The following is a 16,620-nucleotide window of genomic DNA, read 5'->3' on the forward strand; positions in this document are numbered from 1 at the left end:
CAGACGGTCCGAGCTCGCGGGGAAGTCTGAAAGGCCCTGACACTTGATCAGAGCTGCTTGAGCAAGGTCTGGGCATCACTGACACCGAGACCGGGGCCGTTCTCGAGGTTCAGTTTTTCGACCACACCGTCGCGCAACAAAGCCGAATAACGCTGCGAGCGAACGCCCAGGCCTTTATCGGTAAGATCCAGTTCCAGGCCCAGGGCCTTGGTCCAGGTGCCGCTGCCATCACCCAGCATACGCACCCGATTGTTCACACCCAGGCTTTTGCCCCAGGCTCCCATCACGAACGGATCGTTGACGGCAACGCACCAGATCTCGTCGACTCCCTTGGCCTTGAGATCGTCTGCTGCCTCAAGATAACCCGGAAGATGCTTCTCGGAGCAAGTCGGGGTAAAGGCGCCCGGCACCGCAAACAACGCCACGGTTTTTCCTTTGGCTTGCTCAGCAACCTTGAATGGATTCGGACCCAGACCGCAAGCCTCGGATTCCACCTGGACGTATTCAGCGAGTGTTCCGTCAGGGATTGGGTTTCCTTCTTTGATCGTCATGGTGTTCTCCTGGTGAGTATGGGCAAGAGCCGGAACAGCTCCGGCGAGCCAATCTTGTTTGTAGCATGAACCTGCGCCTGCATAGGGGGAAACCATAAGCCTATTGCAGCTAAGCCCGCCGCCGCAGACACGTCTGCTCGCAATGTGAAACACTCGAACACAGCGCTTTCACGGTTTGGTAATGTCCCGGCTTCAGAATACAGGACCATCGCGTTCGAGCGCGTTTCCAGCAACAGGAGTAGAGCCAAGCATGATATTACCGAGAATGACTGCCGCCCTGCTGTCAATGAGTTTCTTTGGTAGCGCGTATGCCAATGCCGAGCTATATGCCGGCACCTCTCTGGACCAATGGGTTGTGATCTGCGGCGCTGCCAATGGAGCTGCCGGGCTATATCAGGCATCAGAGCACGATCTGAACCAGCATCAACTGACAGCCCGCGCCCACCTGACCCGCTTTGCCGCGGAAAATGGCCGGCTGTTGCTGGAATTCCAGCCATTGTTCACCCGGGGCCAGGCCGAAGGCAAGCGCCTTGTGGAAGCGCAAGACAAATTGTTCACGCCGCATAAACAGGCCTTGCTCGAAGGCTTTCACAACGACAAGCAGATACAGTACCAGGACATGAAGCGCGTACTGGGCACCTGATTGCGCTGCCGGGCTGCGCGCATATGCGCAACCTGGCGGACCGATGGGATGGCGTATAGTATAAGAACCGTCTGTTCTCTTACTTTTTATTCGAAATGAGCCATACACCGTCGGCCGAGCCAACGCTCAGCCATCTCGACGAAAGCGGGCAGATCCGCATGGTCGACGTCAGCAGCAAAGCATCCACCCAACGCAGTGCCACGGCTGAATGCCGTGTACGCCTAAGTGCTGATGCATATCGTTTGCTGACAGCCCGCGAAAACAGCAAGGGCGAAGTCCTGAACACCGCGCGTGTGGCGGGTGTGCTCGCTGCAAAGCGGTGCGCCGAACTGATACCGCTTTGCCACAGCCTGCCACTCAGCTTCGTGGGAGTCGAGTTCCTCCCCGAAGACGATAGTCACGCGGTCACTGTTCGGGCCACATGCCGCACCGACTACAAGACCGGGGTCGAAATGGAAGCCATGACGGCTTGCAGCGTGGCCGCACTTACGATTTACGACATGTGCAAGGCCGCCGACAAAGGCATCGTTATCGAAAATGTTCGGCTCAAACATAAATCCGGAGGTAAAAGCGGTGAGTGGCACAGCGATTAATGTTCTGTATTTCGCTCAGATCGCCGAGCTGACGCAAACACGTCAGGAATCGTGGGAAATCGAAGGCCCCATCAGTGGGGCCGACTGGCTGAGCCGGCTCGAGCAGCGATATCCACAACTGGCACCGACAAAGCGTTTGAAGCTGGCGGTAAACCAGTTTCACGCCCGGCCAGATGTCGTCATCAAGCCCGGTGACGAAGTTGCCGTGTTCGAGCCAGTAACCGGAGGCTGACTATGGTTGTGGTGCAAGCCCAGGATTTCGACTCGGCCGCCCTGGTGGCCGAGCTGCGCGAACGCACCGCCGGCAAGGCGGGTGCCCTGGTCACCTTTACAGGATACGTGCGTGACTACGCACCCGATAAGGCCACAAAAAGCCTCTATCTGGAACACTATCCGGGCATGTGCGAGCGAGAACTCGGTGAAATTCGTGACACCGCACTGTCCCGCTGGGACGTCGAAGAGATCCTCGTCGTCCACCGCTACGGAGAACTTAAGCTCAAAGACCAGATCGTATTTGTGGCGGTTGCCAGCGCTCATCGTGGCCAGGCATTTCTTGCCTGCGAATACGTCATCGACGCCCTGAAAACCCGGGCTCCGTTCTGGAAGCGCGAAACGCTCTCTGACGGTGAACGATTCTGGGTACAGCAAGACGACGCAGATGCCCTGAAAACCGAACAATGGAACCAGGATTAACGAGACAACAATGAGTAAAGCTGATCCGAATGCGCCCCGACTGTCCTTGAATTGCGCCGTGCTCACTATTTCAGACTCGCGCACTGCAGAAACGGATACCTCAGGCGACTACCTCGCCGAAAGCATTGCGGCGGCCGGTCATCGCTGTATCCGACGGGGTATTTCTTCCGGCAACAAGTATGAGCTGCGCAAGATTGTCAGCGACTGGATAGCCGACCCCGACATTCAGGTGATCATCACAAACGGCGGAACCGGCTTTACGCACCAGAAGGCAACCGGCGAGGCCATTACACCCCTGCTGGACACCACTCTGGCAGGTTTTGGCGAACTCTTCAGACACCTGTCATACCTGGAAATCGGATCATCATCGTTGCAATCCGATGCGTTTGGCGGCGTAGCCAACAACACATTGGTATTTTGCGTGCCCGGTTCTACCAACGCATGCAAGACCGCCTGGGAACGCATTATCAAAGAGCAACTCGACAGTACGCACCGCCCCTGCAATTTCGCCACCCATTACGCAAGTCTTTCCGACACGCTTACCCTTTAGACGATATGCTTGATTTTGACGTTGCCCAGGCCCAGCTGGTTCAGGCCGGAAATCCCATTCAACACATCGAAGACGTCCCGCTTCACCAGGCGCGCGGTCGCATCCTGGCCCGCAGCCTTGATGCGCATCTGGATATGCCGCCGGCGGACAACAGCGCCATGGACGGCTACGCCATACGGTTTGCCGATTACGAGCCCGGGCGCGGCCTTCCGGTACAACAGCGCTGCTTTGCGGGCGAGCAGCCTCAGCCGCTGCATGCGGGTCACTCGATCCGCCTGTTTACCGGCAGCGTTATTCCAGAAGGTGCCGACACCGTTGTCATGCAAGAAGATTGCACCGAGACCGACAACGTGCTGTTCATCAATGAAAAGCCTTCAATCGGCCAGAACATACGCCGACGCGGTGAAGACATCCACAAGGACAGCGTCTTGCTCCCCGCCGGCGTGCGTATTGGCGCTGCCCAGATCGCCCTTCTGGCAAGCCAGGGCTACAATCGCGTACCGGTGTTTGCGCGGTTAAAGATCGGTGTTCTTACCACTGGCGACGAACTGATTGAACCGGGCAAGCCATTGCAGGCGGCGCAAATCTACAACTCCAACGGACCAATGCTGGCCGCCCTGGTAGAGGGTCTGGGCGCTGACGCCGTTCACGTATTGCATGCTCCAGATACGCTGGAGGCAACCGAAAAAGCTTTGGCCACGCTTATCGCTGACTGCGATCTTGTGCTAAGTGTCGGAGGCGTATCGGTGGGCGAAAAAGACCTCGTCAAGCCCGCCATCGAACAGGCGGGTGGCAAACTCGATATGTGGCGCGTGCGGATGAAGCCGGGCAAGCCGGTCGCGCTGGCTCATGCGCAAGGCAAGCCCATTGTGTGCCTGCCAGGCAATCCTGTGTCGGCCTTTGCAGTGTTCGCCTTGCTCGTTGCGCCCCTCGTGCGAAAGATGCAGGGTCGTGAACAATGGCTGCCGCCTGTCGAACATGCGCGGCTGGACGCCCAGGCACCGTTCAACGACACGCGCGACGAGTTCATTCGTGTCCGCGCCGCTCACGGGCAAAACGGTGAAACACGCCTGAGCGTGTTCGATAGACAAGGATCGGGAGTCGTCAGTTCCTTGCCCTGGTCAGACGGGCTCGCCCGAATTCCAGCCGGCCAGAAGTTCGGTCCAGGCGATCTGGTGCCCTACTACAGTTGGGCTCATTGGCTCGTTTGAGCGTTTGCCACCACGACCTGCCAGTCGGCAGCTGTGTTGATATTGCCGAATAGTGCGCCGTTCGCTCCGAAATCCACCGGAACGGCGCCATGACGCTCGTGCCAATCCAGAACCTTTCTTCCGCCACCCTGCAAGTAGTCTCGCAGGTCGGCGCCGAGATCCCGATGTACCAGCATGCAAAGGGGGTGAGGGCGGCCATCGGCGCAGGCATAGGCCGATAAAGCTCCCCGGGAAACTTCCTGAATCAGTCGCGCAGGGAAATCTGCCGGAAACGTATGCACATCAACCGGCGAAACCAGCAGCCATGGCCTTGCGGTTACCACCGATACGCTGGCGACCCCTGCGAGAGGACCGGCGTCTGCTCCGAACACGGGATCATCGGACACACATTGACCATATTGCCCGTAAATATCCAGGTGCCGGTTAGCGCTGATGTAAAGGTGGTTTACCCAAGGCCGAAGAAACCGGGCGACGTGATGAACCAGAGGTTTTCCGCCAAGCTCAAGCAGGCCCTTATCGATATTGCTGCCCTGAGTGCGCATGCGGCGCGACTGTCCGCCCGCAAGTATCAAACCGTCGATATGCTCACGCGCAATCATGGGCGGATGCGTTTTAGGGGCGGCTTCAGCCACCGATATAGCTCATCTCGACCTTGTCGCGTCGTGTCAGCTGACTATGGTCGGTATGTTTGCCCCGAATCTCGGAGTAGTGATCGTCGCGCCCATGCCAGATGGCAGCAAGACGGTCGCGAATCCGGTCGTCGTCGGCGCCCCCGCGCAGCAATGAACGCAGGTCGTAGCCGGTGTCAGCAAACAGGCACAGGAAAATGCGCCCTTCGGGTGACAGACGCGCGCGGGTACAGTCGCCACAGAACGGCCGGGACACGCTGGTAATAAGCCCAATTTCGCCGCCTCCATCTTTGTACCGCCAGCGGGAAGCAACTTCGCCGCGATACTGGGCCCCGATGGGCTCGAGCGGGAATTCTGCATTGATGACGTCAAGGATCTGCTGACCACTGATGACTTCGTCGAGATTCCAGCCGTTGGTGGACCCTACGTCCATGTACTCGATGAACCGGAGGATATGCCCGCTATTGCGGAAATGGCGCGCCATGGGCAATATCTGAGAGTCATTCAATCCTTTTCGGACCACCATATTGACCTTGACCGGCGAAAGCCCGACCTGGGCGGCCTCTTCAATGCCTTCCAGAACGGTGGCGACGCTGACCTTGCTGTCGCTCATGCGTTCAAACATGGCGTCGTCGAGCGCGTCGAGACTCACCGTTACGCGCTGCAGGCCGGCCTCTTTAAGTGCTTTTGCCTTTTTCGCAAGCAGTGTGCCGTTGGTGGTCAGGGTAAGCTGAACCGGGTCGCCCGAAGGAGTCCGCAACCGGGCCAAGAGCTCGACCAGATTTTCGAGATGTTTTCGCAGCAAGGGTTCGCCGCCGGTAAGGCGGATTTTGCGTACTCCCAGGCCAACGGCAATACCTGCAACCCGGGCGATTTCTTCGAAGCTGAGCAATGAGGCATGCGGCATGAACTCGTAGTCGGCACCAAAGACCTCGCGCGGCATGCAATAGGTACAGCGAAAATTGCACCGATCGGTAACCGAGATGCGCAGGTCGTGCATGGGCCGGCGACGAAGGTCGAGCAAAGGCCCCCCTTCAAACCGGACATCGGTGCCGGATTGATCGGAGGAGCCGGCCGGCTCTTGATTCAGGTAGATGACTTTACTCACGTTGTCCATGGTAATCGTTTTATTCAGGCGCGGGTAGTGCTGCGTTCTGACGCCTTGCCAAACGCCTGCTGCAGACTAAGAACCTTGCCAAGATCTGAAGCATCGTAGCCCACCAATTGGCCGACATAATCGGAATAGGCCTTGCTGCTCAACAGGGCAAGCAATTGTTGCATGAGCGGGCTATTCAGGCTGTCGCGCTGGACCGCAAAAAAATACCTTTCTTTGGCCAGCGGAATGAAATCCAGTCCACAGCGCCATGCCGCGGTTTCAACACCTATGCCGACATCCGCCATGCCACTGGCAATATGAGCGGCGATAGCCATATGAGTGAACTCGCTGCTGTCGTAGCCGTGGATGCGGCGCGGATCGATGTTAAGGCGCTCAAGCATCAAGCCGACAAGCAATCGGGTGCTTGAGCCTACTTGCCGATTAACGAATCGAACCCCGGGCTTGACCAGATCAGCGATGGAATGAATGTTCTTGGGGTTACCAGGCTGAACAAACATGCCGGTTTGCCGTTGCGCAAGGAAAATCAGGCAGTGTTTGTCGGCATCGAGCCAATCGCTGTAATGGCGCACGATAGCTTCTTCGAACTCGCCTGCAGGCACCTGGAATCCGGCCAGGTCGCACTCGTTCTGATTCAAGGAGGCCAACGCTTCGAGCGCCGTACGATAGCGCAGCTCTATTGGAGAAAGTCCATGATCGCCGGTCATCTGCATCAACCCCTCGACGGCGAACCCATGACTGGCGTGCAGGCGCAGTCGAGGCTTGTTCTCGGGATACAGGCTTTCAAGCTCTTCCTGAAGCTCTGATGCCATGCTTTCCAGCATGGGGCTCAGCCGGGCGTCCATGCGGCGATTGGCCCAAAGCAAATGACGCGCAAAATCGGTGAGCTTGCTGCCTTGGCGTCGACTCGTTTCGAGCAAAGGCATGCCGAACTCCTTCTCTGCATTGCGCAGCAAGCCCCAGGCGTGACGATAGGAAATCTGGCACGAACGGCAGGCTCCCGCTATGTGGCCCACCGAATCGATGGCGGCCAGAAGACGCAGAATCTCACCCAGAGGAAACACGGCCCCGCTGGGCTTTTCGAGGACCCATTCGGAGTTAAGGCGCGCCTGGAATTTATATGTCATTCTGTGCCTATTGAAAGCCGGCTATATACCTAGTAGATTAATACCCGAAACCGTATTTATTATGCATTCTTTCTCATAATAAAACAGCCAACTTCATTTTGCTATCGCCTGCGGCCCCGGTGCCGCAAAATTCATATAGCAACGCTCCGCTTCACCGAGGAATCTCATGAACACGCTGCCGCACAAGGCCCCGCCCTCTCCAGAGGCGGTGCTGCAAGTCACCCAGCAGGCCCTGCAACGCTACGAAGGTCAAAAAGGAAGCCTCCTGCCCATCCTGCATCACGTGCAGGATGCCCTGGGATACATTCCGGAATCGGCCGTACCGCTTATCGCCGGCGGCGTCCAGATGTCGCGTGCCGAAGTACACGGCGTCATCAGCTTTTATCCGCACTTTCGCCAGACACCCGGCGCCGATGTACGCCTCGAGGTCTGTCGGGCGGAATCCTGTCAGGCCATGGGTGGCGAGCAACTGGCCGCGCACGCCCAACAAAAACTGGGCTGTGGGTTTCACGGCACCAGTGCTGATGGCAAGGTTTCGCTCGAACCTGTTTACTGTCTGGGGCTCTGTGCGCAGTCACCGGCGGTCATGATCAATGGACGGCCCCACGCCCGCGTGACGCCCGACAAGCTCGACCAGCTTCTTGGTGAAGGAGCACGACCATGAGCGAAACCATCAAGATCTTCGTTCCACGAGACTCGGCTGCACTGGCCGTCGGTGCCAACGAGGTTGCAAAGGCTATTCAAAACGAAGCATCGGCACGCGGCAAATCAGTACAAATCGTACGTAACGGTTCTCGCGGCCTTCTGTGGCTCGAGCCCATGGTCGAAATCCAGACACCGCAGGGTCGCGTCGCCTACGGCCCTGTGCAAGCTGACGACGTTCCGGGTTTGTTCGACGCAGACTGGCTGAACGGTGGAGCCCACCCGCTTGGGCAAGGGCTTACCGAAGAAATCCCCTACCTGAAGAACCAGCAGCGCCTGACATTCGCGCGTGTGGGCATTACCGACCCGCTCAGCCTCCGCGATTATCAGGCACATGGCGGATTGGCCGGTCTCAAAAGGGCGGCTTCCATGACGCCCGAAGAAATCGTTGACGAAGTCACCGAATCAGGCCTGCGTGGTCGCGGCGGCGCCGCCTTTCCTACAGGCATCAAGTGGAAAACCGTACTTACCACGCCGGCCGATCAAAAATACATTGCCTGTAATGCCGATGAAGGCGATTCGGGTACGTTCTCTGACCGCATGATCATGGAGGGCGACCCTTACACCTTGATCGAAGGCATGACCATCGCCGGCCTGGCCGTGGGTGCCACATACGGCTACATCTACGTCCGGTCTGAATACCCCGACGCCATCGCCGTTCTCAATGCCGCCATCGAAAACGCCCGGGCGGCGGGCTGGCTGGGCCACGATATCGCCGGCACCGGCCGCGCGTTCGATCTCGAGGTGCGAGTGGGCGCAGGCGCATACATCTGCGGCGAAGAAACCTCCATGCTCGAAAGCCTCGAAGGCAAGCGCGGCCAGGTGCGCCCCAAGCCCCCTCTGCCCGCCATCGAAGGGCTGTTCGGAAAGCCGACTGTCATCAACAACGTCATTTCTCTGGCGACAGTACCCATCATTCTTGCCAAGGGTGCCGCCTACTACCGCGACTACGGCATGGGCCGGTCCAAAGGCACACTGCCCTTCCAGCTTGCCGGCAACATCAAGCGGGGCGGCCTGGTCGAGCGCGCATTTGGCCTGACCCTGCGCGAACTGCTTTACGACTACGGCGGCGGCAGCGCCACAGGCCGGCCATTACGGGCCGTGCAGGTCGGGGGGCCGCTGGGCGCCTACCTGCCCGAGTCGCAATGGGATACCCCTATCGATTACGAGGCCTACGTGGGCATTTCCGCCATGGTTGGCCACGGCGGCATCGTGGCCTTTGACGACACGGTAGACATGTCTAAAATGGCTAAATACGCTATGGAATTCTGTGCCGTTGAATCCTGCGGCAAATGTACGCCCTGCCGTATCGGTTCTGTCCGCGGTGCCGAAGTCATCCACAAAATACAAGCGGGCGACCAACGCGAGCAAAATGTACATCTGCTGCGCGACCTCTGCGACACCATGCTGGGTGGCTCGCTGTGCGCCCTGGGCGGCATGACCCCGTATCCGGTCCTGTCCGCACTCGAACACTTCCCCGAAGACTTCGGTTTGGCCAAGTCTTCGCAATCGGCCGCCAGCGGCGCCTGACATCCGGAGTCCAACATGCTAGAAACCATCGTCCAACGCGAACGCGACCTCGGCACCCCGGCCTCGACCAGCAGCAACACTGTGTCACTGACCATCGACGGCGTGGAATGTATCGTGCCCGAAGGTACATCCGTCATGCGCGCCGCCGCGCTTGCCGGCATCAACATTCCCAAGCTGTGCGCGACCGACAGCCTCGAAGCCTTCGGCTCGTGCCGGCTTTGCCTGGTCGAAATCGAAGGGCGGCGCGGCTATCCCGCCTCGTGTACCACGCCGGTCGAGTCAGGCATGGTGATCCGCACCGAGACACCCAAACTGCATGACCTGCGTCGCAATGTGATGGAGCTGTACATCTCCGATCACCCGCTCGACTGTCTTACCTGCCCCGCCAATGGCGACTGCGAGCTTCAGGACATGGCGGGAGTCGTCGGCCTGCGCAACGTGCGTTATGGGTTCGACGGCGAAAACCACCTTAATGACACCCCCGACACCTCTAATCCGTATTTCGATTACGACCCCAGCAAATGCATTGTGTGCAGCCGCTGCGTACGCGCCTGCGACGAAGTCCAGGGCACCTTTGCACTTACCATCGACGGTCGGGGGTTCGCATCGCGCGTGGCAGCCGGCCAGAACGACCCTTTCCTGGAAAGCGACTGCGTGTCGTGTGGGGCATGCGTGCAGGCATGCCCCACCTCGACCCTCATCGAAAAGACGGTGGTCCAGATGGGTCAACCCGAGCACTCCGTCATTACCACCTGCGCGTACTGCGGAGTAGGCTGTTCGTTCAAGGCCGAAATGAAAGGCGATCAGGTGGTGCGCATGGTGCCCTGGAAAGACGGCAAGGCCAATCGCGGGCACTCCTGTGTCAAGGGCCGTTTTGCCTGGGGCTACGCAACCCACCAAGACCGCATCACCAAGCCGATGATCCGAAGCAGCATCAACGAGCCCTGGCGTGAAGTCAGCTGGGATGAAGCCATTCAATACGCGGCTTCCGAGCTCAAGCGAATTCAGGCCAAGTACGGCCGCAACTCTATCGGCGGCCTGACATCCTCTCGCTGCACCAACGAAGAAACCTATCTGGTACAAAAACTGGTGCGGGCCGCATTCGGCACCAACAACGTCGACACATGCGCCCGCGTCTGTCATTCGCCTACCGGCTATGGGCTCAAGATGACCCTGGGCGAATCTGCCGGCACACAAACATTCGACTCCGTCATGTTTACCGACGTGGTCATCGTCATGGGTGCGAACCCAAGCGCGGCACACCCGGTGTTTGCTTCGCGGCTCAAGCGTCGCCTGCGTGAAGGTGCCAAACTCATTGTCATCGACCCACGCAGCATCGAACTGGTCGATTCTCCGCATATCAGGGCCGACTATCACCTGCCTGTGCGCCCCGGTACCAACACCGCGCTGCTCACTGCAATGGCGCATGTCATCGCCACCGAAGGCCTTATCGACGAAGCCTTCGTCAACGAGCGTTGCGAACTTCCTGCCTTCGAACAATGGCGCGACTTCGTGTCGCAACCCGAAAATTCTCCCGAAGCCACCGAACAGATCACCGGCGTACCGGCGGCCGATGTACGGGGTGCCGCACGCCTTTTCGCAACCGGGGGCAACGGCTCCATCTACTACGGCCTTGGCGTAACAGAACATAGCCAGGGTTCCACTACGGTCATGGCCATCGCCAACCTGGCCATGGCTACGGGAAACCTTGGGCGCGAAGGGGTCGGCGTCAATCCATTGCGTGGCCAGAACAATGTGCAGGGATCGTGCGATATGGGCTCGTTCCCACACGAACTGCCGGGATACCGTCATGTCAGCGACGACGCCGTTCGCAGTGAGTTCGAACGTGACTGGGGGGTCAGCATTCAGCCCGAACCCGGCCTGCGTATCCCCAACATGTTTGACGCGGCGCTTAGCGGCTCATTCAAGGGTCTGTACTGTCAGGGCGAAGATATCGCACAGTCTGACCCCAATACCCAACACGTTGCAGCTGCGCTTTCGGCCATGGAGTGCGTGATTGTTCAGGATATTTTCCTCAACGAAACCGCCAAGTACGCGCACGTTTTCCTGCCCGGTTCCAGCTTCCTCGAGAAGGACGGCACCTTCACCAACGCCGAACGCCGCATCTCACGTGTCCGCAAGGTCATGGAGCCCCTGGGCGGCCTCTCTGACTGGGAAGTTACCTGCGCCCTGTCCAACGCCATGGGTTACCCCATGAATTACACGCATCCCAGCCAGATCATGGACGAAATCGCCCGTCTGACGCCTACCTTCCGGGGTGTATCGTTCGACAAGATCGAACAGCTGGGCGGCAGCGTACAGTGGCCATGCAACGAAAACGCGCCCGAAGGTACACCCATCATGCACGTGGAAGAATTCGTGCGCGGCCAGGGCCGCTTCATGATCACCAAGTATGTGCCCAGTGACGAGCGCAGCACACGCCGGTTCCCCTTGTTGCTGACTACGGGTCGCGTCCTGTCGCAGTACAACGTAGGTGCCCAGACGCGTCGCACACCCAACGTTCTATGGCACAACGAGGACGTGCTCGAGATCCATCCGCAAGATGCCGAAGACAGGGGCATATCTTCGGGCGACTGGGTGGCTGTTCAAAGTCGCGTTGGCGAAACAGTGCTTCGTGCAGATGTCACCGAACGCGTGCAGCCCGGGGTCGTATACACCACCTTCCATTTCCCGGAATCCGGGGCCAACGTGGTTACGACCGACAGCTCCGACTGGGCCACCAACTGCCCCGAGTACAAGGTAACAGCAGTTCAGGCACGACGCGTTTCGCAGCCTTCAGAATGGCAGGCAAGCTGGTCCCGATTCAGCGACGTCCAGCAAAAGCTGCTGCATGATCGTCTGCGTGAGGGCGAAGCACCCGCAGTCGCTTCCTCGGAACCAATGGTCCAGGAAGTGTCAGCAGAGCAATCGTAGCCATGACGACAACCCCGGCCCATTCGAAGCCAGAGCCGGCCCCTGCTGATGATCAGGAGGGGTTGGCATTACATACCGTACATCGCCAGCGTCCCGGCAGCTCGTACACATCCCAACAAGACCAACTGGCGCAAGAGGTCCCCATCGCGCTCGAGTACAACGGCATCTCGCATGCGACAGTGCTGGCAACACCTTGCGACCTCGAAGATTTCGCCTTTGGCTTTTCGTATACCGAAGGCGTGATCCGTTCCGCGCGCGATATTTACGATGTTGAACTGACCAGGCGCGACAAAGGCATTGTGATTGAACTGACCATTGCCAGCGCCTGTTTGAATCAGCTGAAATTGCGTCGACGCAGTCTTGCGGGACGCACTGGTTGCGGTCTGTGCGGGCTCGAAAGTCTGGATGAAGTCCAGCGTTCATTACCGCCTTTGAACGAGCGTCCGGCGTTCCTGAACGCTGAAGCGGTCGCCGCTGCCACCAGTGCCCTACGTGAACTGCAGCCTCTGCACTTGCAGACTGGTGCCACCCATGCCGCCGGCTGGGCAAACATCCAGGGCCGGATCCTGGCGGTGCGCGAGGACGTAGGTCGCCACAACGCCCTGGACAAGCTCATCGGCCACCTGATACGCCAGGACCACGACACCTCTGATGGATTTGCAGTGATATCCAGCCGGGCCAGTTTTGAAATGGTGCAGAAAGCAGCAGCAGCCGGAATTTCGGCCGTTGTGGCCGTATCGGCGCCCACAACCTACGCGGTTCAGATGGCAGACGAACTCAACGTGTTGCTGGCGGGCTTTGCGCGCGAAACCGGTTTTACCGTATACGCACACCCCGAGTTCCTGATTCCCTATGTTTCCTGAGGCACAACCTTGAAAAACATCGATCACCTCATCAAGATGGCGAATCGCATTGGCGATTTCTTCGAAGCCCTGCCTGACCGTCAGGAAGGACTGAATGGCATCGCCGACCATATAAAAAAATTCTGGGAGCCGCGCATGCGTACAGCATTGCTGGACTTCCTGGCCGAGAATCCCGATGGGGCCACCGACGAAGCACAGCTAAGCGATATCGTAAAGCAGGCAGTCAATACCCACCGCGAACTTCTGACTCCTAAAACCGAGCACAGCAATTAACCAGGCTCGGGAGCAGTTCGTATCGACAGCGTCCCCCGCCCCATCACCCGGCATCCGGATCCGCAACCGGCGGCTAAAGAGATTCAGGTCGTGTCCGGTACGTTACCGCCACCGAGCTGCACCCGCCGGCGCATAAATAAAAAGGCGGCCACAGCCGCCTTTTTACATTGGGCATAAATACTTATTCGACCGGCTCCTTGACGCGGTACACAAGAACGGCAGTACGTGCCAGGCCCAGCACCTTTACGGTGACACTTCCCAGAAGCAAGCGCGACAAACCTGTACGGCCATGACTGCCGATAAAGATGAGGTCGCAGTTGTTGTCGGCGGCCGCCTGCACTATGCCATCGGCCACATTGAAGCTGGATACGGTTTGAGCAGTGGCCGTGACACCCGCAGTGGATGCACGATCGAGGACTGCCTGAAGATACTTTTGTGCCTGTTCGGCTGCTGTCTTTTCGTAGTCTTCGTCTGTAATGGCATACGCTGCCGCCATACCATCGAAGCCCACTGTAGCCGCAAACGGCTGGGTAACGTACAAGGCAACCACTTCGGCACCGATCTGGCGCGCGAGGCAAACCCCCTTGTTGGCGGCCTGTGCCGCAAGGGGCGAACCATCGGTTGGGATAAGTATCTTTTTGAACATTGCGGTTCCCGTGGATTGATGAATACGTCTATCCTAGCGATAACACAGCAAAAAAAATACAGGTGAAAACGCGGATGTTTGCGTCTGATCAAGCACCCGCTGATTTCTGATTGCGACGTCGCCCATTCAGCCTATTTATTTAGCTCTTTGGCCGCCTGATACAGGTGAGTGCACCGGGTTCCGCTGCGGCAATACGCCAGTACCGGAGCCGGAAGGGTTTCCAGCAACTGGCTGAAGCGCTCGACGTCCTGCTGCGTCATTGCGCCGCTGACGACCGGCTGGTACTCAACCTGCAGCCCGGCCTCGCGAGCTGCAGCCATCACATCGGCCGAAGCGGGCTGGTCTGCACCACCTTCAAAATCCGGGCGATTGATGATGACACTTTTATAGCCTGCCTCGGCGACTGCACGCATGTCTTCCGGAGCAAGCTGTGGCGCAACGGAAAATTCAGCACTGAGGGGATTGATGGGGATTGCCACTATGTTTCTCCAAGTTCAGCTGCATCCAGCATTAAGTGTATTTTATATTCGTGCAACAGATGATTTGTTTGGGGCTCGGAAAGAACCTTGAATTCGGCGAAGCGTTGCTCGCCCATTGGGTCGTCGGGATCGGCGTAGGCAGCGGGATGACACATCAGCAGGTCGCGATCAGCCATTCGCGGGAGCCAGTCCGACAACAACGTCCGATAAGCGGTTTCACCGCCCTGGAAATCATAGACACCGGCGAACCTTGCGTTGCGACGAAATCCCTGCCGGCGGGCACGCTGAACCAGCGTCGCTGAACCCAGCCCCTGGATAATGGCGGCCTTGAGCCGATACCTTGCGGCCTGCCCGACAAGACTTATGCTGCGAGTATTGCGAAGCCATGGCAGCCCGCCGTGTCCATATCGCTGTTTCAGGGTATCAAGCAGCACATCACGAATAACCGGAAGCTGGTGAATATGCTGGTGGCCGTCGACAAAATCAGGAGCGCGACCAAACGCCGCCTCGAACCGATCGAGTTGCCGACCAACTTGCTTGGCCACAATGCCACGATCGAGCTGTCGCAGGTAAGCGCGGCGTATCAGCACTGACAAGGGTAAGTACAATTGCTGCGATTTATCCGGTTGTGGTGACGCGCTGTGGGACGGCAAGGCTTCGGTGAAATTCAGGTGCAGGCCCAATTGAATTCCCGTCTGGGCAAGGTCGGGCGCACCGGCGCAGAATGTGGGCCCCTCGGTCAGGCAACTCGCAGCGCTGAGCCTGCCTTGCTTCGCCAGGCGTATGATGCCCGTGTCGACGGCATTGCTCATGCCGAAGTCATCGGCACAAAAGATCACACGTTTCATTTTGCCGTATAGGTTCACAGACCCTCTTTCGGAATTCGTTGCATATGGTGAAGCTGTTCAAGCAGGTAGGCATGTTTGTCGCCACAGGCTGTGCCGCGGCACTGACACACTGGCTGGTCGCCGTGTTGTGCGTAAGCGGCTTCGGAATGGCTCCGTTGCTTGCCAATGTAGCAGGTTGGCTGATTGCCTTTATTGTGTCGTTCCTGGGACACTACCATTTCACCTTCAAGCAGCAACGAGGACCGTGGGCACGAGCGGCGCGGCGATTCTTCCTGGTGTCGGCATTGGGCTTCTGCATCAATGAGCTGGCCTATGCATATCTGCTGCATGTAACGGCGATCCGGTACGACGTGCTTCTGGCAATGATATTGATAGGCCTGGCAGTACTTACCTTTATTCTAGGTCGCTTCTGGGCGTTTCGCCGGGCCGCCTGAGGCGATATTTCCTACCCCGGGGCCTAATCCATTATCGCTATTCGTGTCCGGACGCCGCACAGTTTCAAGCGTGATTGTGCGTCTATACGCCAGGCATGCAGTTCGCCACCCGACACGAGCGGCTCTACCATTCGCAATTCCGGATGCCTCTCGAGTGCTGCGGCGTCACCCACCAACCAAAAATTGCCGCTTGAGTTCATGCATAGACGAGCCAGCAGATCGTCATGTACGACCAGCAGACGCCCCGCCATCAAGGGCTCGAACGGAGCGGCGTCGTACAACTCTTTTCGCCAATTGTCGGTCTTTGTGACGTCGGGCGAATCCCAATCAGCTACAACCCATGCCGGCTGCGAAGACTGGAGGTAAAAATTGAGGTCATAACGGATGCGATTAAGCATGACGATCTGGTCGCCTTCCTGGACAAGGCTATTCAGATGCTGTGCCAGCCATTTGCTGGACGGCCGGTTGGCCAGGGTCAGGGCAAGGACCGCGCCCAGGCAAATCGCAGCCGATACCATGGTGCAAATACTTAACGCCTTGCTTGCCTTTCTGACGCCCTCGCCCTCGAAGCGTCGGACAAAAATATCGGCAATAAAGTACGCCACCGGCGGCACGCAAGGCAAGACATAGCCCGCCAGCTTCGAATTAGGGATGGAAAAAAACACCAAGATCAATATAAACCAGACAACCATCAAGCTGCGCAGCGCAGGGCCGTTTTCGGCGGCCCAATATTTACGTTGAAACAGGCGCCACAGCTGCGATGACCAAGGCAAGGTAAGTACCAGCAGAATCGGCAAATA

The 16,620-nt window shown here is 58.3% G+C and carries 19 protein-coding genes and 1 pseudogene; 12 read left to right on the top strand and 8 right to left on the bottom strand.

The genetic code is table 11. The features are described 5' to 3' along the window. Positions 1-47: 47 nt before the first annotated feature. On the bottom strand, positions 48-551 hold the full coding sequence (locus tag Q1J88_RS07635) for a peroxiredoxin (RefSeq protein ID WP_301117018.1): 504 nt from the start codon (positions 549-551) through the stop codon (positions 48-50). Between the two features lie 250 nt (positions 552-801). On the opposite strand from Q1J88_RS07635, the gene Q1J88_RS07640 reads away from it, so the two are divergent. From Q1J88_RS07640 to glp, 6 genes are all read left to right on the top strand, one after another. Further along, positions 802-1,194, top strand: a complete 393-nt coding sequence (locus Q1J88_RS07640) for a hypothetical protein (RefSeq protein WP_301117019.1) — start codon at positions 802-804, stop codon at positions 1,192-1,194. Positions 1,195-1,289: 95 nt separating this feature from the next. Next, complete coding sequence (gene moaC / locus Q1J88_RS07645) at positions 1,290-1,787, top strand: cyclic pyranopterin monophosphate synthase MoaC (protein WP_301117020.1); 498 nt, start codon at positions 1,290-1,292, stop codon at positions 1,785-1,787. Further along, on the top strand, positions 1,768-2,019 hold the full coding sequence (locus tag Q1J88_RS07650; protein ID WP_301117021.1) for a MoaD/ThiS family protein: 252 nt from the start codon (positions 1,768-1,770) through the stop codon (positions 2,017-2,019). Before moaC ends, Q1J88_RS07650 begins: the two co-directional genes overlap by 20 nt. A gap of 2 nt (positions 2,020-2,021) precedes the next feature. Next, a complete protein-coding gene (locus tag Q1J88_RS07655) occupies positions 2,022-2,480 on the top strand; it encodes a molybdenum cofactor biosynthesis protein MoaE (RefSeq protein WP_301117022.1) in 459 nt (152 codons plus the stop codon). 10 nt (positions 2,481-2,490) lie between these two features. Continuing rightward, on the top strand, positions 2,491-3,030 hold the full coding sequence (gene moaB / locus Q1J88_RS07660; protein ID WP_301117023.1) for a molybdenum cofactor biosynthesis protein B: 540 nt from the start codon (positions 2,491-2,493) through the stop codon (positions 3,028-3,030). 5 nt (positions 3,031-3,035) lie between these two features. Beyond that, on the top strand, positions 3,036-4,241 hold the full coding sequence (gene glp / locus Q1J88_RS07665) for a gephyrin-like molybdotransferase Glp (protein ID WP_301117024.1): 1,206 nt from the start codon (positions 3,036-3,038) through the stop codon (positions 4,239-4,241). Here the strand turns inward: glp and mobA are convergent. Genes mobA through Q1J88_RS07680 form a run of 3 tightly spaced genes read right to left on the bottom strand, consistent with a single transcriptional unit; the run spans position 4,226 to position 7,111 of the window. Beyond that, the gene (gene mobA, locus Q1J88_RS07670) at positions 4,226-4,840 is read right to left on the bottom strand and encodes a molybdenum cofactor guanylyltransferase MobA (protein ID WP_301117025.1); all 615 of its coding nucleotides are present in this window, start codon (positions 4,838-4,840) and stop codon (positions 4,226-4,228) included. The two genes, glp and mobA, sit on opposite strands and share 16 nt — an antisense overlap. 25 nt (positions 4,841-4,865) lie before the next feature. Next, the gene (gene moaA / locus Q1J88_RS07675) at positions 4,866-5,978 is read right to left on the bottom strand and encodes a GTP 3',8-cyclase MoaA (RefSeq protein WP_301117040.1); all 1,113 of its coding nucleotides are present in this window, start codon (positions 5,976-5,978) and stop codon (positions 4,866-4,868) included. Positions 5,979-6,001: 23 nt separating this feature from the next. Beyond that, positions 6,002-7,111: a substrate-binding domain-containing protein gene (locus Q1J88_RS07680; RefSeq protein ID WP_301117026.1), complete on the bottom strand. Its 1,110-nt coding sequence runs from the start codon at positions 7,109-7,111 to the stop codon at positions 6,002-6,004. 166 nt (positions 7,112-7,277) lie between these two features. On the opposite strand from Q1J88_RS07680, the gene Q1J88_RS07685 reads away from it, so the two are divergent. Genes Q1J88_RS07685 through Q1J88_RS07705 form a run of 5 tightly spaced genes read left to right on the top strand, consistent with a single transcriptional unit; the run spans position 7,278 to position 13,413 of the window. Next, positions 7,278-7,775 carry a formate dehydrogenase subunit gamma gene (locus tag Q1J88_RS07685; protein WP_301117027.1) on the top strand — a complete coding sequence of 166 codons (498 nt, stop codon included), beginning with the start codon at positions 7,278-7,280 and terminating at the stop codon, positions 7,773-7,775. Continuing rightward, positions 7,772-9,343 (top strand): NADH-quinone oxidoreductase subunit NuoF, encoded by a 1,572-nt coding sequence (locus tag Q1J88_RS07690; RefSeq protein WP_301117028.1) that lies wholly within the window; start codon positions 7,772-7,774, stop codon positions 9,341-9,343. The genes Q1J88_RS07685 and Q1J88_RS07690 overlap by 4 nt, the downstream gene beginning before the upstream one ends. A gap of 15 nt (positions 9,344-9,358) precedes the next feature. Next, the gene (gene fdhF / locus Q1J88_RS07695) at positions 9,359-12,277 is read left to right on the top strand and encodes a formate dehydrogenase subunit alpha (RefSeq protein ID WP_301117029.1); all 2,919 of its coding nucleotides are present in this window, start codon (positions 9,359-9,361) and stop codon (positions 12,275-12,277) included. A gap of 2 nt (positions 12,278-12,279) precedes the next feature. Further along, positions 12,280-13,140 carry a formate dehydrogenase accessory sulfurtransferase FdhD gene (gene fdhD / locus Q1J88_RS07700; RefSeq protein ID WP_301117030.1) on the top strand — a complete coding sequence of 287 codons (861 nt, stop codon included), beginning with the start codon at positions 12,280-12,282 and terminating at the stop codon, positions 13,138-13,140. A gap of 9 nt (positions 13,141-13,149) precedes the next feature. Further along, positions 13,150-13,413 carry a formate dehydrogenase subunit delta gene (locus tag Q1J88_RS07705; RefSeq protein ID WP_301117031.1) on the top strand — a complete coding sequence of 88 codons (264 nt, stop codon included), beginning with the start codon at positions 13,150-13,152 and terminating at the stop codon, positions 13,411-13,413. Between the two features lie 181 nt (positions 13,414-13,594). Here the strand turns inward: Q1J88_RS07705 and Q1J88_RS07710 are convergent, their stop codons facing one another. From Q1J88_RS07710 to Q1J88_RS07720, 3 genes are all read right to left on the bottom strand, one after another. Next, on the bottom strand, positions 13,595-14,059 hold the full coding sequence (locus Q1J88_RS07710; protein WP_301117032.1) for a universal stress protein: 465 nt from the start codon (positions 14,057-14,059) through the stop codon (positions 13,595-13,597). A gap of 131 nt (positions 14,060-14,190) precedes the next feature. After that, positions 14,191-14,538 (bottom strand): TIGR01244 family sulfur transferase, encoded by a 348-nt coding sequence (locus Q1J88_RS07715; protein WP_301117034.1) that lies wholly within the window; start codon positions 14,536-14,538, stop codon positions 14,191-14,193. After that, positions 14,538-15,386 (bottom strand): ChbG/HpnK family deacetylase, encoded by an 849-nt coding sequence (locus Q1J88_RS07720; RefSeq protein ID WP_301117036.1) that lies wholly within the window; start codon positions 15,384-15,386, stop codon positions 14,538-14,540. The genes Q1J88_RS07715 and Q1J88_RS07720 overlap by 1 nt, the downstream gene beginning before the upstream one ends. A 44-nt stretch (positions 15,387-15,430) precedes the next feature. Between Q1J88_RS07720 and Q1J88_RS07725 the strand changes: the two genes are divergently transcribed. Continuing rightward, entirely contained in the window at positions 15,431-15,820 is a 390-nt protein-coding gene (locus Q1J88_RS07725) for a GtrA family protein (protein WP_301117038.1), read from the top strand. 23 nt (positions 15,821-15,843) lie between these two features. Here the strand turns inward: Q1J88_RS07725 and Q1J88_RS07730 are convergent. Further along, positions 15,844-16,620: pseudogene (locus Q1J88_RS07730) on the bottom strand (hypothetical protein); the annotation flags it as partial.

This window comes from Pusillimonas sp., assembly GCF_029263785.1.
Classification (GTDB): Bacteria; Pseudomonadota; Gammaproteobacteria; order Burkholderiales; family Burkholderiaceae_B; genus Pusillimonas.